This window comes from Candidatus Neomicrothrix sp. (assembly GCF_035329545.1).
GTDB lineage: Bacteria > Actinomycetota > Acidimicrobiia > Acidimicrobiales > Microtrichaceae > Microthrix > Microthrix subdominans.
Window position 1 is genome coordinate 29,436 of the sequence record NZ_DAOLGP010000009.1, and the last position, 22,148, is coordinate 51,583.

Here is a 22,148-nt window from a genome sequence, read left to right on the forward strand (position 1 = left end):
GTGGGACTGTCAGGAATTGTTCAACTTGTGCTTGCCCCCAGATAGGCGCTCAGCACCAACGGGTCCTCACGGACCTGCTCGGGGGTGCCATCGGCGAGGACCTTGCCCAGGTGCAGAACCACCACCCGGTGGCAACGCTGCATCACGAAGCCGACGTTGTGCTCCACCAGAAGGATCGCCGCCTCGTGGCTCTCCGCGATCTCCTGGACCAGATCACCGAACCGTTCGGCCTCCGTCGAATCGAGCCCTGATGCGGGCTCGTCGAACAGCAGCACGGTCGGATCATCCATGAGCGCCCGGGCCAGTTCAACCAGGCGGGCGGTGCCGATCGGCAGCGACGCTGCAGGCCGATGCCTGATGTCGAGCAGCCCACAACGCTCGAGCACCGCTTCGGCCTTCTCCCGACGTTCACGTTCACGCGCACCGCGGGTCGGCAACGCAACCAGATCCCCGAGGACCCCGCCGCCCCCGCCACGCCACTCGCTCGCCACCAGCAGGTTGTCCTCCACCGACAGCCACCCGAACACCTGCACCCGTTGGAACGTGCGTCGCAGTCCAAAACGGGCGCGCCGCTGCACGCTCCACTTGGTGACGTCGGTTCCGTGCAGTGTCACGGTCCCGGAGTACGGACTCCGCAGTCCGCTGATCACGTCGAACAGGGTGGTCTTGCCTGCGCCGTTGGCCCCGATCAGTCCGCAGAGCTGACCCGAAGGCACCCCGAGGGAGACGTCACTCAGTGCCGAGATGCCGCCAAAGCGGACCGTCACATCGGACAGCGCAAGCGCATCGCTTCGATCATCTCGTAACGACGGACTGGTCGTTACGTTCGCCAACATGCCCCCCGACATCAAGTGTTCGACCCGCGCCGCGGCAAGTTACCAGAGTTCTGATGTGGGGGTCGGCGACGACGGGTGTGCACCCAACGTCGCAGCAGCCAGGGTGATAAACCGACAGGGATGCCAGGTCCCAGCGTTGATCCGCCGTCCCGTTCCTTCGCCAGCGACAATGCGGCCGGTGCGCACCCGGCGGTGCTCGACGCGGTCGTCGCCGCCAACGCGGGGCATTGCCTCGCGTACGGCGAGGACGCCCACACCGCCCATTGCGAGGAGATGTTCGCCGGGTTGTTCGACGCGGAGGTCGTCACCCGGCTCACCTTCAACGGCACCGGCGCCAATGTCGCAGCGCTGGCCTGCCTGATGGCAACCCACGGCGGCCCCAACCAGGCCATCGTGTGTTCCAGTTGGGCCCATATCCACACCGACGAGACGGCGGCACCCGAACGCATCCTGTCGACCAAGCTGGTCGATGTTCCAAGTGACGATGCCAAGCTGACGCCGGATCAGCTGCGGGAGGCGGCTGCGTACCGGGGCCAGGTGCATCACGCTCAGCCGGGGGTCGTCAGCATCACCCAACCCACCGAGCTTGGCACGCTCTACACGGTCGACGAGATCGTGGCGCTGTGCGACACCGCCCACGAGCTGGGCATGCTCGTGCACCTCGACGGGGCCCGCATCGCCAACGCAACCGCGTCGCTCGGCGGAACCCGGGCGGCGCTGCGATCGTTCACGATCGATGCCGGTGTGGATGCCATGTCGTTTGGGGGCACCAAGGTGGGCTCGCTCGGCGCCGAGGCGGTCGTGTTCCTCAACCCGGAGGTTGCGGTCGGGTCGGAGTTCGTCCGCAAACAGGTTGGGCAGCTGCCGTCGAAGATGCGCTTTCTCGCCGCCCAGTTCAGCGCCCTGCTCACCGACGACCTCTGGCTCGAGCTCGGTCTTCATTCCAACGCCATGGCCGAGCTGTTGCACCGTCGCGTGGCGACGCTGCCCGGTATCGACGCCGGGGCGTCACCCGAGGTCAACGCCATCTTCCCTGCGCTGCCCACAGACCTGATCGAACCACTGAAGGCGTGGAGCTTCTTTTGGGACTGGAACCCCGCCCGCCGCCAGGTGCGGTGGATGACCGCGTGGGACACGACACCCGAGGACATCGATGCCTTCGTGGCCGGCATCGAGGAGATGACCGGGCGGGGCGCCGGCTGAGGCCGGGGGCGTCAGCCGGTGAAGACCGGCGTCAGCGGTGCGACATCGGGGGCCGACGGGCTTGAGTCGGGTGAGGGTGGCGGGGCCGTGTCGTCGGACGGAGCAGCCTGGTCCTCCGGGAAGTCGAGGCTGGGCGGCTCGGCGTCGGCCGGGTAGACGACCACCTTCGGCTCGTCACCGGACCCGTCGGCCACGACGGTCAGCGACGCAGCGTCGCTTGGGGAGGTGACCGTCGCTCCGACGGTCAGCACCTTGTAGCCCTTGGGGTAGGTGCGCGGCGCCACCTGAAAGACCGATTCGGTGTCGGCTGGGGATTGCGTGCCGTCCGGGCCGGTCGTGTCCCAGGTGAAGCGCATCACGCGCTCGGTGAGTTGGTAGTGGAGCCGGGTGGGTGTGCCGCCGACCGCCAGCGGGTGGGGTCGAACGATCGCGTCGACGGCGTCGGCCTCGCTCTGCTGAGGCGGCGCCTTGAGGTTGCCGATCGTGTTCTCGTTGTAGGCCCAGTACATCCATGGGATCAGCGCACGGTCGAACGCCTCAATGATGCCGTTGTTGAACTCCGGGCGGGGGTCGGCCCCGAACTCGGAACCCAACAGCGCCCCACCGGTCCGCTTGGACCAGGCCTGAGCCTGGTCCATGACCACCGGGACGTTGGCGTCCTCGAGGGTGTAGGCGTGAAAGCTCAGGCCGCTGTTGGCGTCGCCGCCGGGCAGTGCGATGTTGGTGGCGGTCATGCCGAAGTTGAAGAGCACCCACGGCTCACCGAAGATCAGCTGTTCGGCGCCGGTTCCTCGGATCGCAGCGGTCATCGAAGCGTAGTAGGGGTCGAGGGACGAGGCGTCCTGGTCGGGGCATCCCGGGCCGGCCTCGCCGCAGGGTTGAAAGTTGGTGCCGGGCCAGGGCTCGTTGAGCAGGTCCCACCCCAAGATGGCGTCGCTGTCCTTCAGCCGTTCCGCCATGTCGGTGAAGATCGTTGCGACCTGATCCTGAAGCGGCATGGTGTCCGGGCCCTTCTCGTTGGCCCAGAAGCTGTCGAATGCCGCCTGAATCGCCGGGTTGGTGATGTAGTACAGCGGAAACGGTGTGCCGGTGTTCTCGGCGCCGTGCGTCAGCGTCATCCACTCGGGGAAGCCGTTGCTGCCAAGCGTTGGGCCCCAGCCGTCCTGGTGCAGGTCGATCAGCACCAGCAGCCCGTGCGACTCGAGCATGTCGACGGTCTCGATGAAGGCGTCGAGGTAGTCCTCGTCGAGCACCCCGGGCGTCGGCATGGCCGCTGCGGCGGTGAAGCCCAGGCGCACCGCGTCGATGCCGTTGGCGGCCAGCCATTCGCCGTCATCGTCCTCGAAGCCGTAACCGGCGGGGGTCAACAGGTTCTTGTCGACGAAGTTGATGCCGTTCAGCATCAACACCCGACCGTCGGCGGTGGTCATCCAGCGGCCGTCGTGGCCGATCGGGCCGAGCGACGAGGGCGCAATCTCGGGAGGCTCGGATTGGGCGCCCGCCGGTGTGCTGCCGACCAGCGCCAGTGCGGCGATCATCACGACGGCGCACAGGCTGTTGGCGCCTCGGCGCCGCAGTGTTCGGTTCATCGGGTGGACCCTATCTGCCGGTCCAGGTGGGCGGACGCCTGTCGAGAAAGGCCGCGATCCCCTCGGCGGCGTCGTCGGCCTGCAGGTTGTCGACCATCACCCCGGAGGTGTGGGCATAGGCCTCGGCCACCGGTAGGTCGCGTTGGTTGCGGTAGGCCGCCTTGCCCATTGCGACGGTCAGGGGCGACTTGGCGGCGATCGTGGCGGCCAACGCTGCGGTTGCGGAGTCGAGGGCCTGGTCGGGCACAACCCGGTTGACCAGGCCGATGCGGTGGGCATCGGTGGCGTCGATCAGCTCGCCGGTCAGCAGCATCTCCATCGCGTGCTTGGGGCCGACGGTCCGGGTCAGCGCCACCATCGGCGTGGAGCAGAACAGCCCGATGTTCACCCCGGGGGTGGCGAAGCGGGCGGTTGCGCCGGCCACCGCCAGGTCGCAGGACGCCACCAGTTGGCAGCCGGCGGCGGTGGCCACGCCGCTCACCCGGGCGATCACCGGTTGGCGTAGGTGGCCAACCTGCATCATCACGTCGGAGCAGCGGGCGAACAGCCGCTCGTGAAAGGCGGGGTCGTCGTCGGCCCGGATCTCCCGCAGGTCGTGTCCGGCCGAGAAGGCCGGCCCCGCTCCGGCCAGGATCACCACGTGGACTTCGTCGTCGCCGTCGATCTCGGCCAGCCGCTCGGCCAGCGCGGTGAGCATCGCCTCGGACAGCGCGTTGCGGGCGGCGGGGCGGTTGAGCGTCAGCGTGGCGACGTGGTCCCCGTCGGAGCGCAGCACCAGCGGTTGGTCATCGTTGTTGCCCATCGGCCGACCGTACCCCCGCCGTCGGAGCGTCGGCCGACCAAAACGACGAATCGCCGACCCCGAGGGGCCGGCGATTTCGAAGAACGACGGCCGAAGCCGAGGTTTGGGGTTGCTCAGATGACGCGAACGTTCTGAGCCTCTTCGCCCTTGCGGCCGGGGGCGACGTCGAACTCGACGGTCTGGCCCTCGTCGAGGTTCTTGTAGCCCTCGCCGGCGATGTTGGAGTAGTGAACGAACACGTCGTCGCCACCCTCTCGCGAGATGAATCCGAAGCCCTTGTCAGCGTTGAAGAACTTCACGGTACCTGTGGTCATTGCTGCTCTTTTCGTAGTACGCACCAACTCGAAATTGTTGATGCAGCTCATAACGTAACCCGGGAACGACCCCGAATCGGTCATCGGGCCTCTCAACGGCACGTTTGGCGTGGGGTTGGAGAGCGCTCGATAACCACGAATTGACCCGCGATCGCTGAGCGGACAGGGATCGACCCGTCGCAACGTGGTGGTCGGGTAGGTCTTGATGTGACCAATGTCACATTGTGGTGGTCTCGCTGGGCATCCCGATGGGAGCGATCCGTCCCGGACAGCGCGTCAGTCCTCGCCCGGCAGCGGCGGGGCCGCTTCGATGAGGCTTGCCCGGTCGTCGTCGAGCACGAAGCCGGCCTCGACGGCGGCGTCGGCCGCCTTTTCGTAGGCGTCGTCGTAGGCGGCTGGGGAGTCGTACATCTCGGCCAACTCGGCGGCGGGGATCGGCGTGGTCGACCCCATCAGCATGCAGATGACGGTGGCGTTCTCGGCGGGCAGCCCCGACAGCACGTTGACCGGTGCGTCCACCGCCGGGCTGCGGACGCCGCCTTCAACGTTGCCCACCTCTTCGAGCACGTAGGTGGGCTGATCGCCCGACTCATCCACGTTGAGTCGATCGGCCTTCGAGGGTGCCTCGCCGTCGGTCACCCAGGCGTCGAGGCCGCGGAGGGCCGCCTTCAACACGAAGCTCTGCTGGCCCCGGTTGATGGGCTTCGGGCACCCGAGCATCGGCTCGGCGGCGCCGATCTGGAAGGAGTCGGCGTGCGCTGAGCCGGCCACCTCCCACAGCCGGAAGCGGTCGTTGTCGTCCTGGCGGGCGGGGAAGTAGTTGAGGAGGCCCAGCACGTCGGACTCGGTCTGCACGGTGATCACCGGCACGTCGATGTCGGTGCGGATTCTGGTGGGCTCGCCCGTGATCGTCCCGGAGATATCGATGCCGGTGTCCGGTTCGCCCAGCGGTGCTGCGGCGCCGCCCCGGCTGTGGATGATGAAGCCATCGAACTCATGGGTCAGCGGCTGCACGCCGTTGACGTACGTGGTCAGCGCGAAGGCGGATTGGGATTCGCCGACGGCCAGCACGCGCTCGACGTTCAAATCGCCCAGCGGGCTGGCGTCGCCCGGGGCTCGAAGTGCCCGACCGACCTGGGTGTAGAGGTCGTAGCTGAAGGCGTCGCCGGGATGGCTCAGATCTCCGTACCGCTCGGGGTCGAAGGCGGCCAGCCCTTTGCCGGCGCCCGTGAACTCCGAACCCGGTGCGGCTACCGCCACCGGGCCGCCCTCGATGCCGATGTGCTGGGCCGACACGCCCACCCAGGCGTAGCCACCCCGGATGATCTCGTCGGCCATGTAGGTGTAGTCCGGGGCCACATCGGCCCCCGAGCTGACGTTGAGCCATTCGACGACGACGGTCCCGTTGAAGTCGGCCGCCTTCTCCGGCCGTCGAACGACCACCCGGGTGTTGAAGTCGCCCTCGCCGGTCTCGGTCAGCTCGAAGGCGCCGTCGGCGGGAAGGTCCCCGTCGGACTCGTACGCGGTCGCGGTGCCCGCCACGGCGTATTCGGTCTCGGTGTAGCCGGCCTCGGCCAGGTCGGGCACCTCGGCCGCCGACACCAGCGACATGCCGTTGCCGCCGGTCAGTTCCTCGCCAAAGGTGGCGGCGGGACCGTCCGGGCGCTCGGCCGATCCGGTGGTGCCGGTCTCGTCACCGGGGCTGGTCGTCGATGCCGACGTCTCGCCCGCCGAGTCGCCGCCGCCACAGGCCGCACTCAGCAGCGCAACGGTGAGCAGTCCCATCACGATGCCGGTTCGCTTCATCAGCTCGCGCTCCCTCGGGTGTGGCGGGTGTTGATCTTGCCAGGTTCCGCAGCGATTTTGGGCACCGGCGAGTCGTTGCCCGTGGGCATCGCCCATCCGCCGTGGCGCGGTACCGTTCGGTGTGGCCCCATCGGAGCAACCGGATCGGCTGGGATCGGACGCGTCGCCGCAGCCGACCGAGTCGTTGAACCCGACCGAGTCGTCGGGGTCGACGGGGCGGACGAAGCCTCCGAAGTACCGCCGCTGGCTGCGCGTGATCGTCTCGTTGGCGGTGGTGGCGGTTGCCGTGTTGCTGCTGGCGCCTCGGCTGGGAACCTCGGACCACCGCATGGGGCCGGGGTCGGTGGCGATCGGGTTCTGGCCCACCCAGCACGGCCGGACGACGCTGGGCCTGCCGCCGCTCGGGCAGGCCAGCGCACCAACCCACCGCGGCCCGGTCGAGGTGCGGATGGAGCTGTGATCGGTGGAGCGGTCTTCGGGGGCGCGGTGGCGGTGGGGCTGGCAGCGTCGGCGCTGCCCGGCTTCAACGGTCAACGCTTTGACGAGTTGACCTACCAGGGCCCGCTCACCGCAGGTCGCCAGATGATGCAGTCCATCTCGACCGCCGACGGCCCGCTCGGCCAGCGGGTCACCGCGCTCACCGATCGCCTGGCCGGGCTGTACTCGGCCGGCATCACCCAATCGGTCGCCGACACCGAGGGTGAGGTGGTGATCCTGCACATCTCCGACCTGCACCTCAACCCGATCGGTGCCCAGCTGGCCCGCCGCCTGGCCACCACCTTCGACGTCGATGCCGTCGTCGACACCGGCGACACCACGTCGTTCGGCTCGTCCTTCGAGGGGGTGTACGCCGAGGCGCTCGCCGACTTCCCGGTTCCGTACCTGTTCGTGGCCGGCAACCACGACTCGCGGCCCAACCGGCGGGGGATCAAGGCGACGCCGGGTGTGACCGCGCTGCACAACACCGTCGTCGACGTCGACGGCGTCACGATCGCCGGTTTTGACGACCCGGTGATCACGACGGCCGATCCGGTGCCCAGGGACGAGCGCGAGGCGGTCGAGTTGGCCGCAGCGCCGGAGGTGAGCGAGCTCTTGGGGCGCGAGCGGCCGGACGTTCTCGCCGTGCACAACCCGGTGATCCTGCGCGAGCTGGTCGGCGAGGTGCCCGTCGCCATCGCCGGCCACATGCACCGCTCCCAGCTCGGCGCCCGCGACGGCACGCTGGTGTGGATGGTCGGTTCCACCGGTGCCACCGGGCTGGGCTCGCTGCTGGTCGACAACGACACCCCGGCCAGCGCCGCCCTGCTGCGCTTCCGCGATGGCGAGCTGATCGCCATCGACGACCTCGAGATCGTCGGCACGGCCGGTGACCTGCAGATTCGCAGGCGCGTAATCACCGACAAGGTCCGCGACGGCGATAACGCCGACTTCATCGGCTCCGACGTCGACGAGGGCATCGGCCCTCTCGGCACGTCGACGACCAGTTCGACGACGACTACCGACGCGACGGCCTCGACCACTACCGCCGACGGGGTCGCACCATCGACCACCGCATCGAAACCGCCGGGCGTCACCATCTCCTCGACGCCCACGTCCGCCGACACAGGTGGGGACGCCGGGGGCTGAGGTCGGGGCGATCGCCGGACGGCGGCGGATCTCAGCGCTGGGACAGCTCGTCGAGGAACGCTTTCGCCGCATCGGCGTTGTGGCTGCGCCACAGGTCGACCACGTCGGTGGACGAGGGTGCGTCGAGGCGCTCGAAGGTTCCGGCCAAGGCGCTCCGCTGCGCCTGGACCAGGTGGGACAAATCCCGGTTGCGGCGCTGGTTGAGCCGAAGCTTGGCCAGAAACTCCATGCGCAGGTCGCGCACGCTGGTCACCGGTTGGTCGAGCCAGTCGTCGGCCGCCCGGCGGCCCGTGCGGGTGGGTCGGTGGAGGGTGCGGGTGGGTCCGGCCGCTCCGGGCTCGGTGTGGTGGGGCTCGGCCAACCCGGCGGCCACCAGCCGGTCGAGGGCCCGGTAGACCAGGGGGCGATGCACGGTCAGGATGCGTCCCAGGTCGGTGTCCGGACGTAGTTCCTTGGCGATGGCAAACCCATGTATCGGGGCTTCGACGAGCACCGCCAACACCACCCATTCGGTCAGCGACAGCTCGGGGGGGCCGTTGTGGGAGGCGTCTGGAGTTCCCATCATCGGGCAGGGTAGCCCCGCTGTCGGAGGTTGGATGCGCCGAACTGTGCCCCAACCGCTAGTCTCAATGAGACTAAATCTGCGGCTCGCACCGGTGGGTCACGAACGAGGGGTACCTGATGATGAAGCAACTTCGCAGGGCGATGCTGGTGGGCATCATGGCGTTGGGCGTCGTGGCCTGCAGCGGCGATGGCGAGACCGACGCGGCGAAGGCCGAGGGTGGCGACGTTGAGGGCGAGGTGCTGGTGTTTGCCGCCGCCTCGCTCACCGATGCCTTCGGCGACATCAAGACGGCCTTCGAGGAGGACAACCCGGACGCCGAGGTGCAGCTGAACTTCGGCGGGAGCTCGGCGCTGCGCGAGCAGATCCTGGCTGGCGCCCCCGCCGATGTGTTCGCGTCGGCCAACGAGTCCAACATGGCCGACGTCGTCGATGCCGACGAGGTCGCCGGCGAGCCGCAGGTGTTCGTGACCAACGAGTTGCAGATCGCCGTCCCGGCCGGCAATCCCGGCAAGGTGAAGGGGCTCGACGCCTTCGCCAACGACGACCTGCTGATCGGGCTGTGCGCCGTGGAGGTGCCCTGCGGCGACTTTGCCCGAGAGGCGCTCGAGGGCGTCGGCGTCGAGCCGGCGATCGACACCAACGAGCCCGACGTTCGAGCGTTGCTCACCAAGATCGGCAGCGATGAACTGGACGCCGGCATCGTCTATGTCACCGACGTGACCTCGGCCGGCGACCGGGTCGAGGGCATCGACATCCCCGCCGACGACAACGTCGTCGCCAAGTACCCGATCGCTCAGCTGGCCGGGGCGCCAAACGGGGACGGCGCCAAGTCGTTCAAAGAGTTCGTCCTGTCCGACGAGGGGCAGCAGATCCTGACCGGCTACGGCTTCGGCACCCCCTGATCAGGCCCAGGCGTCCGGCCGGCACCCACTGACTCACCGTGTTCCGACGCTCCCGTTGTTCTAGCGCGTGGTATATATGAACTCTTGGTCGTGAGGTGCCCGCCGGGCCGGTGAACGCAGTCGTTGCCCGGTTGTAGGGGCGCCGGGAGGGAGGCCCATGAGCAACCCCATCAGTGGGAACGACGGACCGGTCACTACCGAGATCCGGCTCGACGGTGCCAACTGCTCGTTGTGCTTCAACGACACGGCCCGGTCGCTCATGGCCCAGCCGGGCGTGCTTGCGGTCAACGGTTCGATCGGCGAGCAGTGCTTTCGCATCGATCATGACGAGAGCGTCGCCGATGATCGACTGCTCTCGATCGTCAGCGAACACCTCCACGGCGACGACCGATCGTCGTGGGAACACAAGATGGTGGCGGTCGACGCGACGGTCGCACAGATGCACTGCACCCATGGCCACCACACTCCGGGATCCGCCGGTGGGGGACCTGGCCATGTGTGATCACTGCGGCTGTCGTGCGTTCCCTCCGATCGCCGAGCTCACCGCCGAGCACGTGGAGATCCTGGCCATGGCCTGGGAGCTGGCCGAGGCGGCCCGGACGGGTCACCCGGCCACCCCGGGGGTGCTCGACAGCCTGCTGGCGCTGCTCGACCTGCACGTCATCAAAGAGGAGGCCGGGCTCTATCCGGAACTGCTCGAAGTCGGCGCACTGGCCGAGGACGCGTGTGCAGCGCTCGAGGAGGAGCATCGGGTGGTACGGGAGGCGCTGGTCGCCGGCCGGTTCGATCGCAGCGAGTTCTACGAGCTGGCGTCGCACATCGAGGTGGAGGAGATGGAGCTGTTCTCGGCCGCCAGGTTCAACTTCGAGGAACCTGAATGGGACGAGATGGCCGGCGTGCACCTTGCCGCCGCCGCAGTGCTGGCCGAAGGAGCGTCGTGATCGAACTGACCGCCTACGGCGACTTCAACTGCCCGTTCAGCGCGCTGGCCAGCGCCCGTCTCGAGGAGCTGGAGCGGCGCGGCGTCGCGTCGGGGGAGTGGCGCGCCGTCGAACACGACACCCGAATCCCACCTGCCGGCCTCGACGTGTCCGGAGATCTGGCCGACATGTTGACCTCGGAGCTCGACCGGATTCGAGACCTGCTCGCGCCGGGGGAACCCGACCGGCTCCGGCTGCCCGTCCGGCAGGTGAGCACAGCGCTGGCCACCCGGCGCTACGCCGGAACGCCGGGCGAAGCGCGCCCCGCGGTGCGCCAAGGGATCTTCGGCGCCCACTGGGAAGGGGGCGGGCCCATCGACGACCCCGCAGCGCTCGAGGCCCTCGGCGCCGGCAGCGCCGATCTCGAAGTGGCCGACCAATGGAGGGCGGCGTGGCAGGCCGCCACCGAGCCGATCGTGCCCGTCCTGGTCCTCGCCGACGGCTACGTGTCGCGCGGGCTGGGCGCCCTCGCCCGCCTGGCCAAGCTGCTTGAGGGCTGAGCGGCTGCGCCAAGCGACCCGCCAAAAACTGACCGTCGGCTCAGTCGGGCAGGCTCGCCAGCCGGTTGTTCAGGATGGCCCGCCACCCGTCGTCGAGGTTGGCCAGCCGGTCCCGGGCGGCGTCGTCGCCGATCAGCACCAGGCTGGTGTCGGCTCTCAGCACCACGTCGGCACCCGGGTTGCCAACGAGTTGGCCGTCGCTTTCGATGGCGACGACGTTGCATCCGGTCCTTGAGCGCAGCCCGCTCGCCGCCAGCGTCTTGCCGCGCATCGGCTTGGGGACCGGCGCCCGAAAGACGTCGAGCCCTTCGGCGACGACCAGCGTGTCGTTGCCTCGGAACTCGTTCCACATGGCGGCGGCACCGGTCGAGGCATAGGACAACACGTCGTCGGCCCCGGCCCGGTACAGCGTCGACACGTTGCGGTCCAGGTTGGCCCGGGCGACGATCCGCAGGTCGGGCCGGAGCCGGCGGCAGTAGATCGCCAGGTAGATGTTGACGTCGTCGTCGTGGGCCGTGATCAACACCCCGGTGGCCGATTGGATGCCGGCGGCCTCGAGCACGGCGATGTCGGCGGCGTCGCCGAGGACGTACTTTTCGTTGCGTATCCGGTCGGGCTGCTGGTCGATGATCCGGTAGGGGATGTTGGCCTCGTCGAAGGACTCCGCGGCGGCTCGACCGACGCGCCCGGCACCGATGATCACCACCGATCCCTGGAGGTCCGATCCGGTCCCGTAGCAACGGTCGTAGGCGTCGAGTTGGTCCTGGGACGCGGAGAGAATCAGCACCGAGGTGGCGGTCAGTTCGGTGTCGGGAACGGCGATGGCGAACACCCCCTTGTCCCAGACGCCGATCACGGTCACCCCGAGACGTTTGCGCAGCCCGACATCGGCGATGCGCTGACCGAGCAGGGTGCTCCCGGCAACCCGGGCCTCGGCGATCAGCACCCCGGCAAACTGACCGATGACGTGCGTTCGCCCGTCGGGCAACAGGGTCCGATCTGCCATGGCCCGCCCGAGCAGTTGACCGAGCCGGAGCACCTGATCGGCGCCGGCCATCTCGAGGACGTCGACCGACGCCTCCTTGGTGGCGGTGGCCACCACCGGGACGTTGGTCGAGATCTCCCGGACGGTGAAGATGATGTTGGCGTTGGTCGTGTCGGGCCATGTCGCCGACACCAGTGCAGCGTTGGCCACCCTGGCGGCGCGGTGGGTCTCCGGAACGTCGCTGCTGCCGACCATCACCCGGTACCCTTGGTCGTGCAGGCGGAGCGCCTCGGTCAGGTCGGCGACCAGCACGACGTAGTCCACGTCGGCCTGTTTGGCTCGGCGGATGAGGGCGTCTTCGATCGGGCCCAGCCGGGTGAGGACCAGATGCCCGAAGGTGGACGCCGGTATGGAGCGCGGTGCCCGGCTGGCGTCGCGCCGGTTCATCCAGGGAACGAAGACGAACTGGATGAACGCAAACGGCAACAGGATGAGGAGGAATGCGGTGCCGGTGAGCAACACGATCACCGAGAAGATCCGGCCGAGGTCGGAGGTGAAGGTGATGTCGCCGAAGCCGAGCGTCGTCATCGTGACGAGCGTCCAGTAGAAGGCGGTGGCCCAGCTGTGGTTCTGGCCCTCCTGGGCCATCACGGCGTGGAAGATGGCGGCGAACACGACGACGAGCACCACAAAGGTGCCGAGCAGGATCGCCACCATGCGGCGGTCGCGCCGCCGCAGCGGGCCCGCCAGATAGCTCAGAACGAACGCCAGGCTCTTCATCAACCCCTCATCATCCCATCAGCCGGCCAACGAGCGGGCCGATCGGCGAGAATCAGGTGTCGGTGGAGGGTGGGAAAGGAGGCGCCAGGAAGGCCAGCAACGTCAGGCCGGTGTCGCCCGGGTTGGAGATGCGCAGTTCCTCGTCGCCGCTGAGCAGGACGAGGCATCCGGTGCGAAAGCGCACCGGCCCATGGTCGGACTCCAGGAGGCCCTCGCCCTCGGCGGCATAGAGCATCAGCTCGGAGACCCCATGGGTGTGAGGCGGCAGCACCTGGCCGGGGCTCAGGCGAATCACCCGGGCGTTTAGCTGCGTACCGTCGAGGAACGGCTGAGCCACCAGGCGCTCGGCGTCGTAGTCGGGGGCGTTGTCCAGCGTGATCAGCTTCATGGCACGAGTCTCGCGCGTCGGGTTCCAGCGATTCCCGACCGGCAGGGCGTAGGGTCGAAGGTTGACGGCCGTCACAGCGGCCGTGTCCCGTCCATGCTCAGCGACTTTGAGGAGTCACCGATGGCACTCGTGCCCGACAACACCCTGATCACCGCCACCCCCGAAGAGGGTCGTGAGCTGGCGATCATGATGGCCCGCAAGACGATCGGTGCCATCCAGACCGATGCGGACGTACGCGCCGGCCTGCGGCCGCTGTACGCCAACGATCCCAACTCGTTGACCGCCGCCGGGCACGTGGTGGCGATCGAGTTCGCCACCGTGGCAGCGGCCAACAACTACTGGCGCGACTGACCTCGTCAGGGCCCCCGGCCGACGTGGCCGGCGCCTCGGTCATAGCGAGATTGCCTGCGTCGGGCCTCGACGCCGGGCGCCGTCGGGCCTCGGCCGCACGGTCGGGTCAGTCGGTGCCGAGCAGGTCGCGGCGCGCCTCCAGCGTGGCCAGGCATGCGTGGGCGGCCTCCCGACCCTTGGCGACGAGGTGCTCGGCGAAGAACCGCTGGTGCGCGTCGTGTTCATGAAACTCGTGGGGCGTGAGGACGCAGGAGAACACGGGCACTCCGGTGTCGAGTTGCACCCTCATCAACCCGCCGATGACGGCGTCGGCGACGAACTCGTGTCGGTAGATGCCCCCGTCGACGACCAAACCGGCGGCCACGATGGCGTCGAACCGACCGGTCTCGGCGAGCAGCTTGGCGTGGAGCGGGATCTCGAAGGCCCCGGGCAGCTCGAAGGTCTCCACCTCGGCGACGCCTGCCGAGGCGACCTCGAGAAAACCGCGCCGAGCGCCGTCGACCAGGTCGGCATGCCAACTCGATTGGACGAAGGCCACGGTGGGCGTGGTCCGGGTTCCGGTCGCTGTGGTCATGGTCGGTACCGTAGGACCTTCCGCGCCGGCGCAGTCAAGCGTCGCCAGCCTGCGGCCGGCGACCTGCGACCGCTGCGGGGTTCCTATCCCTGGATGAGTTGGCCGGCGTCGACCCGCAGCTCCACGCCGGTGATGTTGTTTGCCCCCGGCCCTGCCAGAAACAGCGCGGCCTGCGCGATGTCGACCGGGTCGACGTGGCGGCGCAGCGCGGCGGTGGCGGCCATCCGGCGGGAGGCGTCGGCGGCTTCGATGCCTTCCCGCTCGGCGATCGACGCAAACAAGGTCTCGAGTGGCGGACCGTTGACGTACCCCGGGGTCACGACGTTCACCCGGATGCCAGCCGGACCCAGTTCTTTGGCCATCGTCCTCGACGCCGACACCATCGCCGCCTTGGTGGCCGTGTACGGGGCCTGCTTCTCGGGCAGCGAATGGGTGCCCAAGGTGGAAACGTGCACGATCGAGCCGCCACGACCGGCCGAGCGCATCGCCCGGGCGGCACAGCGGCTGACGCCGAGGGTGCCGATCACGTTCACCTCGAAGGCCTCCCTCAGCTGAGCGAGGTCGACGTCGACCAGTGCTCCTCGTCCGGCCCTGGTGGCCACGGCGATGACCGAGTCGATCCGGCCGGTCTGGGCGAGAACCCGCTCCACGATCGTCTGGTCGGCTTCCGGTTGCCCCAGGTCGGCGACGATCGGAATGGCTCGGCCGCCGGACGAAGCTCCGACCTCGTCGGCCAGGGTGCTCAGCCGGCCCTCGTCGCGTGCGACCAGGGCCACGACGGCGCCGGCCTCGGCGAAGGCCTGTGCGCACGCCCGGCCAATGCCTTCGCCTGCGCCGACGATCAGGCACACCTGGCCCTCGAGGGGCCGGTCCCGGCCGGTGATCTCGGCAGTGTCGTCGGTCATCGTCGAGACGCTACCGGTGATGCAGCCGGGTCCGGCGGCCGTTGTGGTTGGGAGCGACGGTGAGCGAGGTGGCCGGAGGCCCAGGCGACGAGCGCCGGGGCGGCTGTCGGGGTCAGCGGCGGTGCGCGTACTGGTCGAAGCCGGTGTGTTCGGTCGGCGTCGGTGCGTCCAGAACCTCGATGCGGCTGACGTACCCGAGCAGGGGGCTGACCCGCAGGCGGACCCTGGCACCGTTGCGCGAGCGCACCTTGGAGAAGTCCTGCAACCGGATATTCCACGATTTGGGCCCGCGCGAGGTGGCGATCACCACCTCGTAGCGTCGGCGTCGGCGCACCGACCGGTTCATGCTGCTGCGGTCCCGGCTGCGGAACCAGAAGTGCTGGACGATGCCGGGAAGGAAGTCGCCGGTGCGACGTTCCTGAGCTGCCAAAAGTTGGCCTTCGACGTGCCGACGGACGAACAGGTCGATCATGCCGACCGCCACCTGGATCAGGTTGTACAGCGCGAGCACGGCCGACACGGCGGCCACCCACACGGCGGCGGTCTCGATAGTGCTGCGATGGTCTTCGAGGCTGCCATCGGCGAGGTCGATCTCGGTCAGGTCGACCGATCCGTAGCGCACCTGCCAGCAGCCGTAGATGATCAACCCGAACAGGCCCGCCCGGACGAGACCACCGATCAGCAGCTTGCTCGGTGCCTGTCCCCACCAGGGCCGCAGCCGACGCCCGAGCATCGACTCGGCCCGTCCGGTCGCATCGCCAAATCCGGCGGTGTTCAACATGGCGCGCCCCCTCCACTCACGTCAGCCTCCCGGCCTATCGCCCCCAACGCGACCGACCATAGGACAACAGCCGAAATGCGCAAATCCTCGTCATGAGCGCTGTGCGTGGCAGTGAAGCCAAGTTGCACGGCAGGTTCGTCGGTCGGCGCGCTGCGTGGGGCATATGGTCGAGCGGATGCAAGCCTATGTGCGCCTGGAACCACAGAGTGACGTGGTCGAGCTGACCGATCTGCCCAAACCATCGCCCGGTGAGGGCCAGGCGCTCGTCGAGATGCACGCATTCGGGGTGGGCATCCACGACCGCTACTTCATCCCGCCGACCGGACCGTTTCCCTACGTCATCGGGATCGAGGGTGCCGGCGTCGTCGCCGAGCTGGGCGGGGGCGTCGACAACGTCGGGGTCGGCGATCGGGTCATCGTGTCGACCAACATGCGTCCCGAGGGAGGCACCTGGGGGGAGTGCGCCGTCGTGCCCGCCGGCGGCCTGTCGCCGATGCCCGACGCCATGGACTTTGCGACCGCAGCGGGTGTCACGGTTGCCGGGAAATCGGCCGTGGAGAGCATTCACTCACTTGCGCTGACCGAGGGAGAAACCCTGTTCGTGGCCGGGGCCTCCGGGGCGATCGGCACCCTGGTCGTGCAGATGGCCGCCGGTCGCGGCGTGCGCGTGATCGGGTCCGCCTCCCAACCAAACCACGAGTACCTGCTGTCGCTCGGTGCCGAGGCTGCGGTCGACTACCGATCGGAGGGCTGGCGCGAGGACGTGCTCGCCTGGGCGGCGGGCGGGGTGGACGCAGCGCTCGCCATTCAGCCGGGCACGGGTGCCTCGAGCCAGAAGGTGGTGCGGGACGGCGGCCGTGTGATCACCGTGTCGGGCGATCAGGAGCCCACCGAGCGGGGGATCAGCGTCGTGCCGTTCGTGCATCGTTCGGACACCGGTGGCGAGATGGAGGCACTGATCGACGATATCGCCGAAGGGCGGATCCGCCTGGTACTCGAAGGCATCTATCCGTTTGCCGACGCAATCAAAGCTTTGGAGGGGTGCGAAACTCGCAGCGCCCGGGGCAAGCGTGTGGTCACCCTCCCCATCGCCGAATAGCCCCGCCGGCGAGCTTCAGCGGGCCGCCGCCGCCCACGAGCGCCCAAACCCTTTCCGAAGTGGGGAGTCCGGACTGCCGTCAGGCGGTTGTTTGGGCTCCCCGGTTCGCTGCCCTCTTCGAAGTCGGGAGTCCGGGTGACCGTCAGGCGGTCGATTTCACTCCCCGGTTCGTTCGGCTCAGGCCCGGCCGAACAGCGCCGACGCCTCCGGCACCAGCTCGTCGCAGGGGCCTTCGACGGTGACGTCCACGTTGGAGGCGGCGACGATGTCGGTCACCCGCAGCCCGATTTTGACGTCCGGCTCGACCAGCTCGGCGATCATCGGGGCCGACAGCACATAGACCAGCCGGCCGATCCCCACCCGCACGTGGGCGGCGGCGCACATCGTGCAGTGCTCGCCGCTGGTGTACATCGTCGCAGCGGCCCGCTCGGATGGGTCGAGGTGTTGGGACGCCCATCCGGCGAGCGCCAGCTTGGGGTGGGCGGTGAGGTCGCCGGTGGTGACGATCCGGTTGCGTCGCTCGGCCAGCACGGTTCCGTCGCCCGAGACCAACACCGAGCCAAACGGCTGGTCGCCGTGCTCAACCGCCTCGGCGGCGAGGTCCACGCAGCGACGCAGGTGGGTGAGGTCGGCTTCGTTCATCGGTGGCCCCCGGTCGATCAGAGGATCTCACCTTGCCATGGGCGTTCCCGCTTGTGCCGGGAAGTGAGCCTCAGCCGGTGAAGACCGGCGGCACCGGCGGTGCCACGGCGATGGGTTCTTCTCCCGACGACGGGGGCTCGGGGGTCGATGGGGCGGATGCCCCAAACCGAACCGGTACCGAGTAGACGTCGATCTGGCTGCCGTCCTTCGCGCTCTCCTGGTAGGCGATGACCTCGCCGATACCCGGCTTGGTGGCCCCGAAGGTCGAGGTGAACTCGAAGTCGCCCCAAGTGCCGGTACCGGCGCTTGCGTTGGTGACACCCTCGTCCACGATGAGGCCGTCGCCGTCGGCGATCGTGTAGCTCACGACCGCCTCGAACGTGTTGGCGATTCCCGAGACCTTCAGGGGCGATGCCACCGATGCCCCCGGGGTTGGTGATTCCACCAGTACGGCCGGCGTGACGTTGGTGAAGTCGGTGCGGTCGAGGTCGACTGCTGGCACCCCTTCGCCCCCGATGGCGTCGACGTCCTGGCCGTCCAGCTTGATCGTCACCCGTTGCACCTCATCGAACTGCGTGGCGGTGAAGACCACCTGGGCAACCCGAAGTTGCATCGACAGGCTGCCACCGCCCGACTGGAAGGCTTCGGAGAGGTCGACGACGGCGGTGCCGCCCGACACCGACACCCCGAGCAGCGTGGTGGCCTCCGGGATAGCAGTAGCCATGCCGATGTCGGTCTCGAAGTCGTCGGGGCCTTGGAGCAGGGCGGCGATCGCGCCTTCCAGCGTGGCCGGGACGCCGGGCCTGCCGGCGGTCGCGATGTTTTCGTTCTTCTCGAAGTAGACCAGGGTTGGCGAAGCCACTTGTTGAGGCGCCTGAACGGCGGCGGATGATGCAAGCCCGGCACTGGGGTCGGTGGAGGACACCTCGCGAACACCAGTGTCTCCGCAGGCAGCGATGCCCGTCAGGCCGACGAGCATGGCAAGCACGATGCTTACCCGTCGCCAAGGGGCCGTGCGACCCGAGTGAATGGGGACTCCGAGACCCGCCATTGGGTTACCTCCTGTTATTACCCCACGATGCAGGGTCCGCACTTCAGAAGCTATCGGAATTTGTCGGGTCGTCCCGACTCTCCCACCGGGTTTGCAGCGATCAGGGAGCGGTGGGGGACTCGTCACAGCTGTTGGTGGGCGGATCGCCGACGAGGCGGGCGTTCAGCCACGCCGAGGTCTGGGTTGCCGTCTCGGCGGTGATGTTGTCGTGGGTGGCACCCTCGACGATCAGCAGCTCGGTGACCTGCCCGGTCTCGCACAGGCGGGCATACAGGTCGCGCACCCGGTCGGTCGCCACCCGGTCATCCGCCGTGCCCGACACCAGAAACAGCGGAGCGTCGACAGCCACGTTACCGACGTCGTTGTCGAGGAGGATGGAGTTGGCCGGGTCGGTGTCTCGCGGGTCGTTGGTGAACAGTTGGCCGCCGACGGCAAGGGGGACCAGCGTGTCGGTGATCTCGGGGAGGCACCCCTCCTCAAACACGCCGGACGCGTTGGCGAGCTCGTCGGTCACGTAGTCCTCAAGCTTGATCTCGGGGTGTTCCCCCGCCCCGCCGTACAGGCTCATCGCGGTGAGGATGCCGGTGACGATCGGGTCGATTCCGCCGTAGACGCTTTCAAACATCGCAGCCGGGGAGAGCGAGAGGGTGCCGAGCAGGTCGAGCTCCGGTGCATAGTCGGCGGCCAGCTCGCTGGCGGCCAGGGCGCCGTGACCGCCCTGGGAGTGCCCGACCGAGAACCAGCGATTGCCGGCGCCTGCGTTGGGCAGCCGTTGGGCGGCGCGCACGCCGTCGATCACGCTGTGGCCCTCGCTGGGTTTGGAGAAGTAGGGGTGGAGGGGCCCGCCCTCGGTGCCCAGCCCGATGTAGTCGGTCATCACCCGCACGCCTGGGACTCCCCAGTCCTGTGCCTCGCCGTTGCGTCGGCTGAGACCGCACTGAGGAGCCAGCCCGGTGGTGCCGGGCGCGGTGGACACCACCGGCCAACCGTCCTCGGGCGCTGTGGTGGCCGGGTAGGTGACCAGGCCGGTGACTGCCCGGTCGCGGCCGGCGGCGTCGCGGGAGTGGTACATCACCTTGCGTGTCGCCATCCCGCCGGACTCGCCCAGGTCCATCACCCGGATCAGCTCGCCCGGCTCGCCCTCGGGCAGCGGGTCGGGCGGCAGATAAAACTCCTCGTCGGTGCCGGTGAACGGGGCCTCGGCAAATGGGGCGGGCCCGCCTCGGACCGTGTTTGTCGACGACGCGCTTTCGCCGGAGCACGCCCCGGCGACCAGCAGCACCACGGTCGCCGCCAGCGCCGCTACAACTCGGGCCGGCGTTCGGTCATTGAGAAACATCATTGTTTGTCGAGGCTAGCCTCCACGGGATGCGCTCCCATCAAAAGTCGCTGGCCGGACGTCGGGTTCTGATCACCGGGGCGGCGCGGGGGATCGGCGCCGCATTGGCTGAACGTCTCCACCAGCGGGGCGCCCGGGTGGCGCTCGTCGGGCTTGAGCCCGACCTGCTGGCCGAAGCGGCCGCCAAGGCGGGTGCGCCGTGTTGGCACTGCGACGTCGCCGATCGGGGCAGCGTCGAGGCGGCGGTCGAGGCGGCGGTCGGCGAGCTGGGCGGATTGGACGTGGTCGTGGCCAACGCCGGCATCGCCGCCCAGCTGCCGCTGGTCGGCGGCGATCCCGAGGTGTTCGAGCAGATCAACCGGGTCAACGTGCTCGGCACCTACTACACCCTCCGCGCCGCCGGACCGCACATCTCCCACCCCAACGGCTATGCCGTGGCGGTGTCGTCGCTGGGTGCTGCGGTCAGCGTGCCGCTGATGGGCGCCTACTCGGCGTCGAAGGCGGCGGTTGAGGCGCTGGGCAACACGTTGCGCGCCGAGCTGGCACCGAGCGGGGCTCGGGTCGGTGTCGCCTACTTCGCCGAGCTGGACACCGACATGACCAGCCGTGGGTTCGGCACCGAGGCGGCCAAGTCGATCTTTGGTGATGGCACGGTGACCAAGGTGACCGACCTGGAGGTGGGGATCAACGCGTTGGAGCGGGGCATTGCCCGGCGGTCCCGGCGCATCGTCGCCCCGTGGTGGGTTGGTGCGGTGCTGCCGGTTCGGTCGATCGCCCAGCCGGTGGTCGATCGGGCGCTACGCGCCAAGGTGGCCGGGGTGTTGGCGATTGCCCGTGACGAACGGGTGGAGCTGACCACGCCCCAAGGGAAGCAGGCGGAGGGGGAACGGGCATGAGCGCCACCCCGAGGATTTCGCCGGGCGGGCGACGTGATGTCGGCGCCGTCAACTGGGCGTTCGCTCAGGTGTCGGGCCTGGTCACCGGCACCACCCCGCCCAACCTCTTCCTCACCCTGGGCCGCAACCGCAAGCTGTTTCGAGGCTGGCTGCGCTTTGCCGGGCGGCTGATGCCCGGCGGCAGGCTGCCCCGGCGGGAGACCGAGTTGATCATCCTGCGGGTAGCTCACCTGGCCGGCTGCGAGTACGAGCAGGCCCACCACCGGCAGCTGGCCAAGCGGGCCAAGGTGACACCGGCCGAGATCGACGGCGTGGTCGAGGGACCCGCAGCCCCGTGCTGGAGCGACCGCGAGCACGCGCTGCTCGTCGCCGTCGACGAGCTGCACGACCGGCGGGACCTGCGCGACGACACCTGGGATCAGCTGCGCCACCATCTCGACGAGCCGACCGCCCTCGAATTCCTGATGCTGGTCGGCCACTACGAGATGTTGGCCACGACGATCAATACGCTGCGCGTCCCCCTCGACCGACCCCGACGGGCGCGTGGGGGGCCAGGGTCGAGGTGAGCGTTGAAGCGGGCACCGGGTCATTGGTCAACCCGGCCCCTTCCACGGCCATCGGCGGCACAGCGGCGTCGTTGCCTCGGGGCCGCCACGACCTCACCCGCGATCAGGTGGAGCAGTCCCAGCGGTTGCGGCTGGCGGTCGCCATGGCCGAGGCGTGCGTCGGGCGTGGCTACGCCGACACCCCGGTCGCAGCCGTGCTCGAGCTCGCCGGTGTGTCACGCCAGACGTTCTACGCGCTGCACGCCAACAAGCTGGAGTGCTTCCTCGAGGCGCTCGACCTGGTGGGCGAGGTGCTCACCGCCCGAATGGGTGCCGCGCTGCTCGCCTCGGAGCGGCCACCGCTCGACCGGGCGATCGACGCGTTCGACCGGTACCTGGAGGCGATCGCCGATCACCCGGCCTTCGCCCGGCTCTACGTCGTCGAGGTTCACGCCGCCGGGCCCGATGCGCTCGTTCGGCGAGCGGAACTTCAGGCAACGGTCATCGATGCGCTCGCCTACCTGCTCGGCAAACAGGATCCGGACGGCAGGTTTGCGTGTGAGGCCTTCGTCGCAGGGGTGTCCGCGCTGGTGACCCTCCCGCTGGCCACCGGCGACGTCGACTCGATCGCGGCGCTGCGCAGTCCGCTCGTCGGCCGCTTACGCGCGCTCGCTGCGGAGTTGTGATCC

At 68.9% G+C, this 22,148-nt stretch carries 26 protein-coding genes; 12 read left to right on the top strand and 14 right to left on the bottom strand.

Going from position 1 to position 22,148, the window contains the following annotated elements; genetic code table 11:
- Positions 1–20: 20 nt before the first annotated feature.
- The gene (locus tag PKD89_RS07145) at positions 21–836 is read right to left on the bottom strand and encodes an ABC transporter ATP-binding protein (RefSeq protein ID WP_289010274.1); all 816 of its coding nucleotides are present in this window, start codon (positions 834–836) and stop codon (positions 21–23) included.
- Positions 837–956: 120 nt separating this feature from the next.
- Here PKD89_RS07145 and PKD89_RS07150 point away from each other — a divergent pair, with 120 nt between their 5' ends.
- Positions 957–2,039 (top strand): threonine aldolase family protein, encoded by a 1,083-nt coding sequence (locus tag PKD89_RS07150; RefSeq protein ID WP_289010275.1) that lies wholly within the window; start codon positions 957–959, stop codon positions 2,037–2,039.
- 11 nt (positions 2,040–2,050) lie between these two features.
- On the opposite strand, the gene PKD89_RS07155 is transcribed toward PKD89_RS07150, so the two are convergent.
- The 4 genes from PKD89_RS07155 to PKD89_RS07170 all read right to left on the bottom strand — a co-directional run bounded on the left by PKD89_RS07155 (position 2,051) and on the right by PKD89_RS07170 (position 6,550).
- Complete coding sequence (locus PKD89_RS07155; protein WP_289010276.1) at positions 2,051–3,628, bottom strand: cellulase family glycosylhydrolase; 1,578 nt, start codon at positions 3,626–3,628, stop codon at positions 2,051–2,053.
- Between the two features lie 10 nt (positions 3,629–3,638).
- Positions 3,639–4,430: an enoyl-CoA hydratase gene (locus PKD89_RS07160; protein WP_289010277.1), complete on the bottom strand. Its 792-nt coding sequence runs from the start codon at positions 4,428–4,430 to the stop codon at positions 3,639–3,641.
- A 113-nt stretch (positions 4,431–4,543) separates the two neighbouring features.
- On the bottom strand, positions 4,544–4,744 hold the full coding sequence (locus PKD89_RS07165; protein WP_287378530.1) for a cold-shock protein: 201 nt from the start codon (positions 4,742–4,744) through the stop codon (positions 4,544–4,546).
- A 276-nt stretch (positions 4,745–5,020) separates the two neighbouring features.
- The gene (locus tag PKD89_RS07170; protein WP_289010278.1) at positions 5,021–6,550 is read right to left on the bottom strand and encodes an alpha/beta hydrolase domain-containing protein; all 1,530 of its coding nucleotides are present in this window, start codon (positions 6,548–6,550) and stop codon (positions 5,021–5,023) included.
- Between the two features lie 121 nt (positions 6,551–6,671).
- Here PKD89_RS07170 and PKD89_RS07175 point away from each other — a divergent pair, with 121 nt between their 5' ends.
- Both PKD89_RS07175 and PKD89_RS07180 read left to right on the top strand, forming a co-directional pair.
- Complete coding sequence (locus tag PKD89_RS07175) at positions 6,672–7,010, top strand: hypothetical protein (RefSeq protein WP_289010279.1); 339 nt, start codon at positions 6,672–6,674, stop codon at positions 7,008–7,010.
- Positions 7,007–8,176 carry a metallophosphoesterase family protein gene (locus tag PKD89_RS07180; RefSeq protein WP_289010280.1) on the top strand — a complete coding sequence of 390 codons (1,170 nt, stop codon included), beginning with the start codon at positions 7,007–7,009 and terminating at the stop codon, positions 8,174–8,176. Before PKD89_RS07175 ends, PKD89_RS07180 begins: the two co-directional genes overlap by 4 nt.
- A 31-nt stretch (positions 8,177–8,207) precedes the next feature.
- Here the strand turns inward: PKD89_RS07180 and PKD89_RS07185 are convergent, their stop codons facing one another.
- The gene (locus PKD89_RS07185; RefSeq protein ID WP_289010281.1) at positions 8,208–8,738 is read right to left on the bottom strand and encodes a PadR family transcriptional regulator; all 531 of its coding nucleotides are present in this window, start codon (positions 8,736–8,738) and stop codon (positions 8,208–8,210) included.
- A gap of 119 nt (positions 8,739–8,857) precedes the next feature.
- Between PKD89_RS07185 and modA the strand changes: the two genes are divergently transcribed.
- The 4 genes from modA to PKD89_RS07205 all read left to right on the top strand — a co-directional run bounded on the left by modA (position 8,858) and on the right by PKD89_RS07205 (position 11,123).
- Entirely contained in the window at positions 8,858–9,643 is a 786-nt protein-coding gene (modA, locus tag PKD89_RS07190) for a molybdate ABC transporter substrate-binding protein (RefSeq protein WP_289010282.1), read from the top strand.
- A gap of 157 nt (positions 9,644–9,800) precedes the next feature.
- Positions 9,801–10,145, top strand: coding sequence for a hypothetical protein (locus tag PKD89_RS07195; protein WP_289010283.1), 345 nt, complete (start codon positions 9,801–9,803; stop codon positions 10,143–10,145).
- Positions 10,096–10,584 carry a hemerythrin domain-containing protein gene (locus PKD89_RS07200; RefSeq protein WP_289010284.1) on the top strand — a complete coding sequence of 163 codons (489 nt, stop codon included), beginning with the start codon at positions 10,096–10,098 and terminating at the stop codon, positions 10,582–10,584. The genes PKD89_RS07195 and PKD89_RS07200 overlap by 50 nt, the downstream gene beginning before the upstream one ends.
- A complete protein-coding gene (locus tag PKD89_RS07205) occupies positions 10,581–11,123 on the top strand; it encodes a hypothetical protein (RefSeq protein ID WP_289010285.1) in 543 nt (180 codons plus the stop codon). The genes PKD89_RS07200 and PKD89_RS07205 overlap by 4 nt, the downstream gene beginning before the upstream one ends.
- A 40-nt stretch (positions 11,124–11,163) precedes the next feature.
- On the opposite strand, the gene PKD89_RS07210 is transcribed toward PKD89_RS07205, so the two are convergent.
- Positions 11,164–12,888, bottom strand: coding sequence for a potassium channel family protein (locus tag PKD89_RS07210; RefSeq protein WP_289010286.1), 1,725 nt, complete (start codon positions 12,886–12,888; stop codon positions 11,164–11,166).
- 52 nt (positions 12,889–12,940) lie between these two features.
- Positions 12,941–13,276 carry a cupin domain-containing protein gene (locus PKD89_RS07215; protein WP_289010287.1) on the bottom strand — a complete coding sequence of 112 codons (336 nt, stop codon included), beginning with the start codon at positions 13,274–13,276 and terminating at the stop codon, positions 12,941–12,943.
- Positions 13,277–13,396: 120 nt separating this feature from the next.
- On the opposite strand from PKD89_RS07215, the gene PKD89_RS07220 reads away from it, so the two are divergent.
- Positions 13,397–13,627 (top strand): hexameric tyrosine-coordinated heme protein, encoded by a 231-nt coding sequence (locus PKD89_RS07220; RefSeq protein ID WP_287378513.1) that lies wholly within the window; start codon positions 13,397–13,399, stop codon positions 13,625–13,627.
- Positions 13,628–13,733: 106 nt separating this feature from the next.
- Here PKD89_RS07220 and PKD89_RS07225 read toward each other — a convergent pair whose 3' ends face one another.
- The 3 genes from PKD89_RS07225 to PKD89_RS07235 form a co-directional block, all read right to left on the bottom strand.
- Positions 13,734–14,201, bottom strand: coding sequence for a 6,7-dimethyl-8-ribityllumazine synthase (locus tag PKD89_RS07225; protein ID WP_289010288.1), 468 nt, complete (start codon positions 14,199–14,201; stop codon positions 13,734–13,736).
- 83 nt (positions 14,202–14,284) lie between these two features.
- The gene (locus tag PKD89_RS07230; RefSeq protein WP_289010289.1) at positions 14,285–15,106 is read right to left on the bottom strand and encodes an SDR family NAD(P)-dependent oxidoreductase; all 822 of its coding nucleotides are present in this window, start codon (positions 15,104–15,106) and stop codon (positions 14,285–14,287) included.
- Between the two features lie 112 nt (positions 15,107–15,218).
- Positions 15,219–15,887, bottom strand: a complete 669-nt coding sequence (locus tag PKD89_RS07235) for a hypothetical protein (RefSeq protein ID WP_289010290.1) — start codon at positions 15,885–15,887, stop codon at positions 15,219–15,221.
- Between the two features lie 175 nt (positions 15,888–16,062).
- On the opposite strand from PKD89_RS07235, the gene PKD89_RS07240 reads away from it, so the two are divergent.
- Positions 16,063–16,986, top strand: a complete 924-nt coding sequence (locus tag PKD89_RS07240) for an NADP-dependent oxidoreductase (RefSeq protein ID WP_289010291.1) — start codon at positions 16,063–16,065, stop codon at positions 16,984–16,986.
- A gap of 177 nt (positions 16,987–17,163) precedes the next feature.
- Here the strand turns inward: PKD89_RS07240 and PKD89_RS07245 are convergent, their stop codons facing one another.
- From PKD89_RS07245 to PKD89_RS07255, 3 genes are all read right to left on the bottom strand, one after another.
- Entirely contained in the window at positions 17,164–17,628 is a 465-nt protein-coding gene (locus PKD89_RS07245; protein ID WP_289010292.1) for a nucleoside deaminase, read from the bottom strand.
- A gap of 70 nt (positions 17,629–17,698) precedes the next feature.
- The gene (locus PKD89_RS07250) at positions 17,699–18,490 is read right to left on the bottom strand and encodes a Gmad2 immunoglobulin-like domain-containing protein (protein ID WP_289010293.1); all 792 of its coding nucleotides are present in this window, start codon (positions 18,488–18,490) and stop codon (positions 17,699–17,701) included.
- A 289-nt stretch (positions 18,491–18,779) separates the two neighbouring features.
- Positions 18,780–20,021: a lipase family protein gene (locus PKD89_RS07255; RefSeq protein WP_289010294.1), complete on the bottom strand. Its 1,242-nt coding sequence runs from the start codon at positions 20,019–20,021 to the stop codon at positions 18,780–18,782.
- 26 nt (positions 20,022–20,047) lie between these two features.
- On the opposite strand from PKD89_RS07255, the gene PKD89_RS07260 reads away from it, so the two are divergent.
- The 3 genes from PKD89_RS07260 to PKD89_RS07270 are packed head-to-tail and all read left to right on the top strand — an operon-like array spanning position 20,048 to position 22,145.
- Complete coding sequence (locus PKD89_RS07260; protein WP_289010295.1) at positions 20,048–20,914, top strand: SDR family NAD(P)-dependent oxidoreductase; 867 nt, start codon at positions 20,048–20,050, stop codon at positions 20,912–20,914.
- A complete protein-coding gene (locus tag PKD89_RS07265) occupies positions 20,911–21,480 on the top strand; it encodes a carboxymuconolactone decarboxylase family protein (RefSeq protein WP_289010296.1) in 570 nt (189 codons plus the stop codon). The genes PKD89_RS07260 and PKD89_RS07265 overlap by 4 nt, the downstream gene beginning before the upstream one ends.
- On the top strand, positions 21,477–22,145 hold the full coding sequence (locus tag PKD89_RS07270) for a TetR/AcrR family transcriptional regulator (protein ID WP_289010297.1): 669 nt from the start codon (positions 21,477–21,479) through the stop codon (positions 22,143–22,145). Before PKD89_RS07265 ends, PKD89_RS07270 begins: the two co-directional genes overlap by 4 nt.
- Positions 22,146–22,148: the final 3 nt, after the last annotated feature.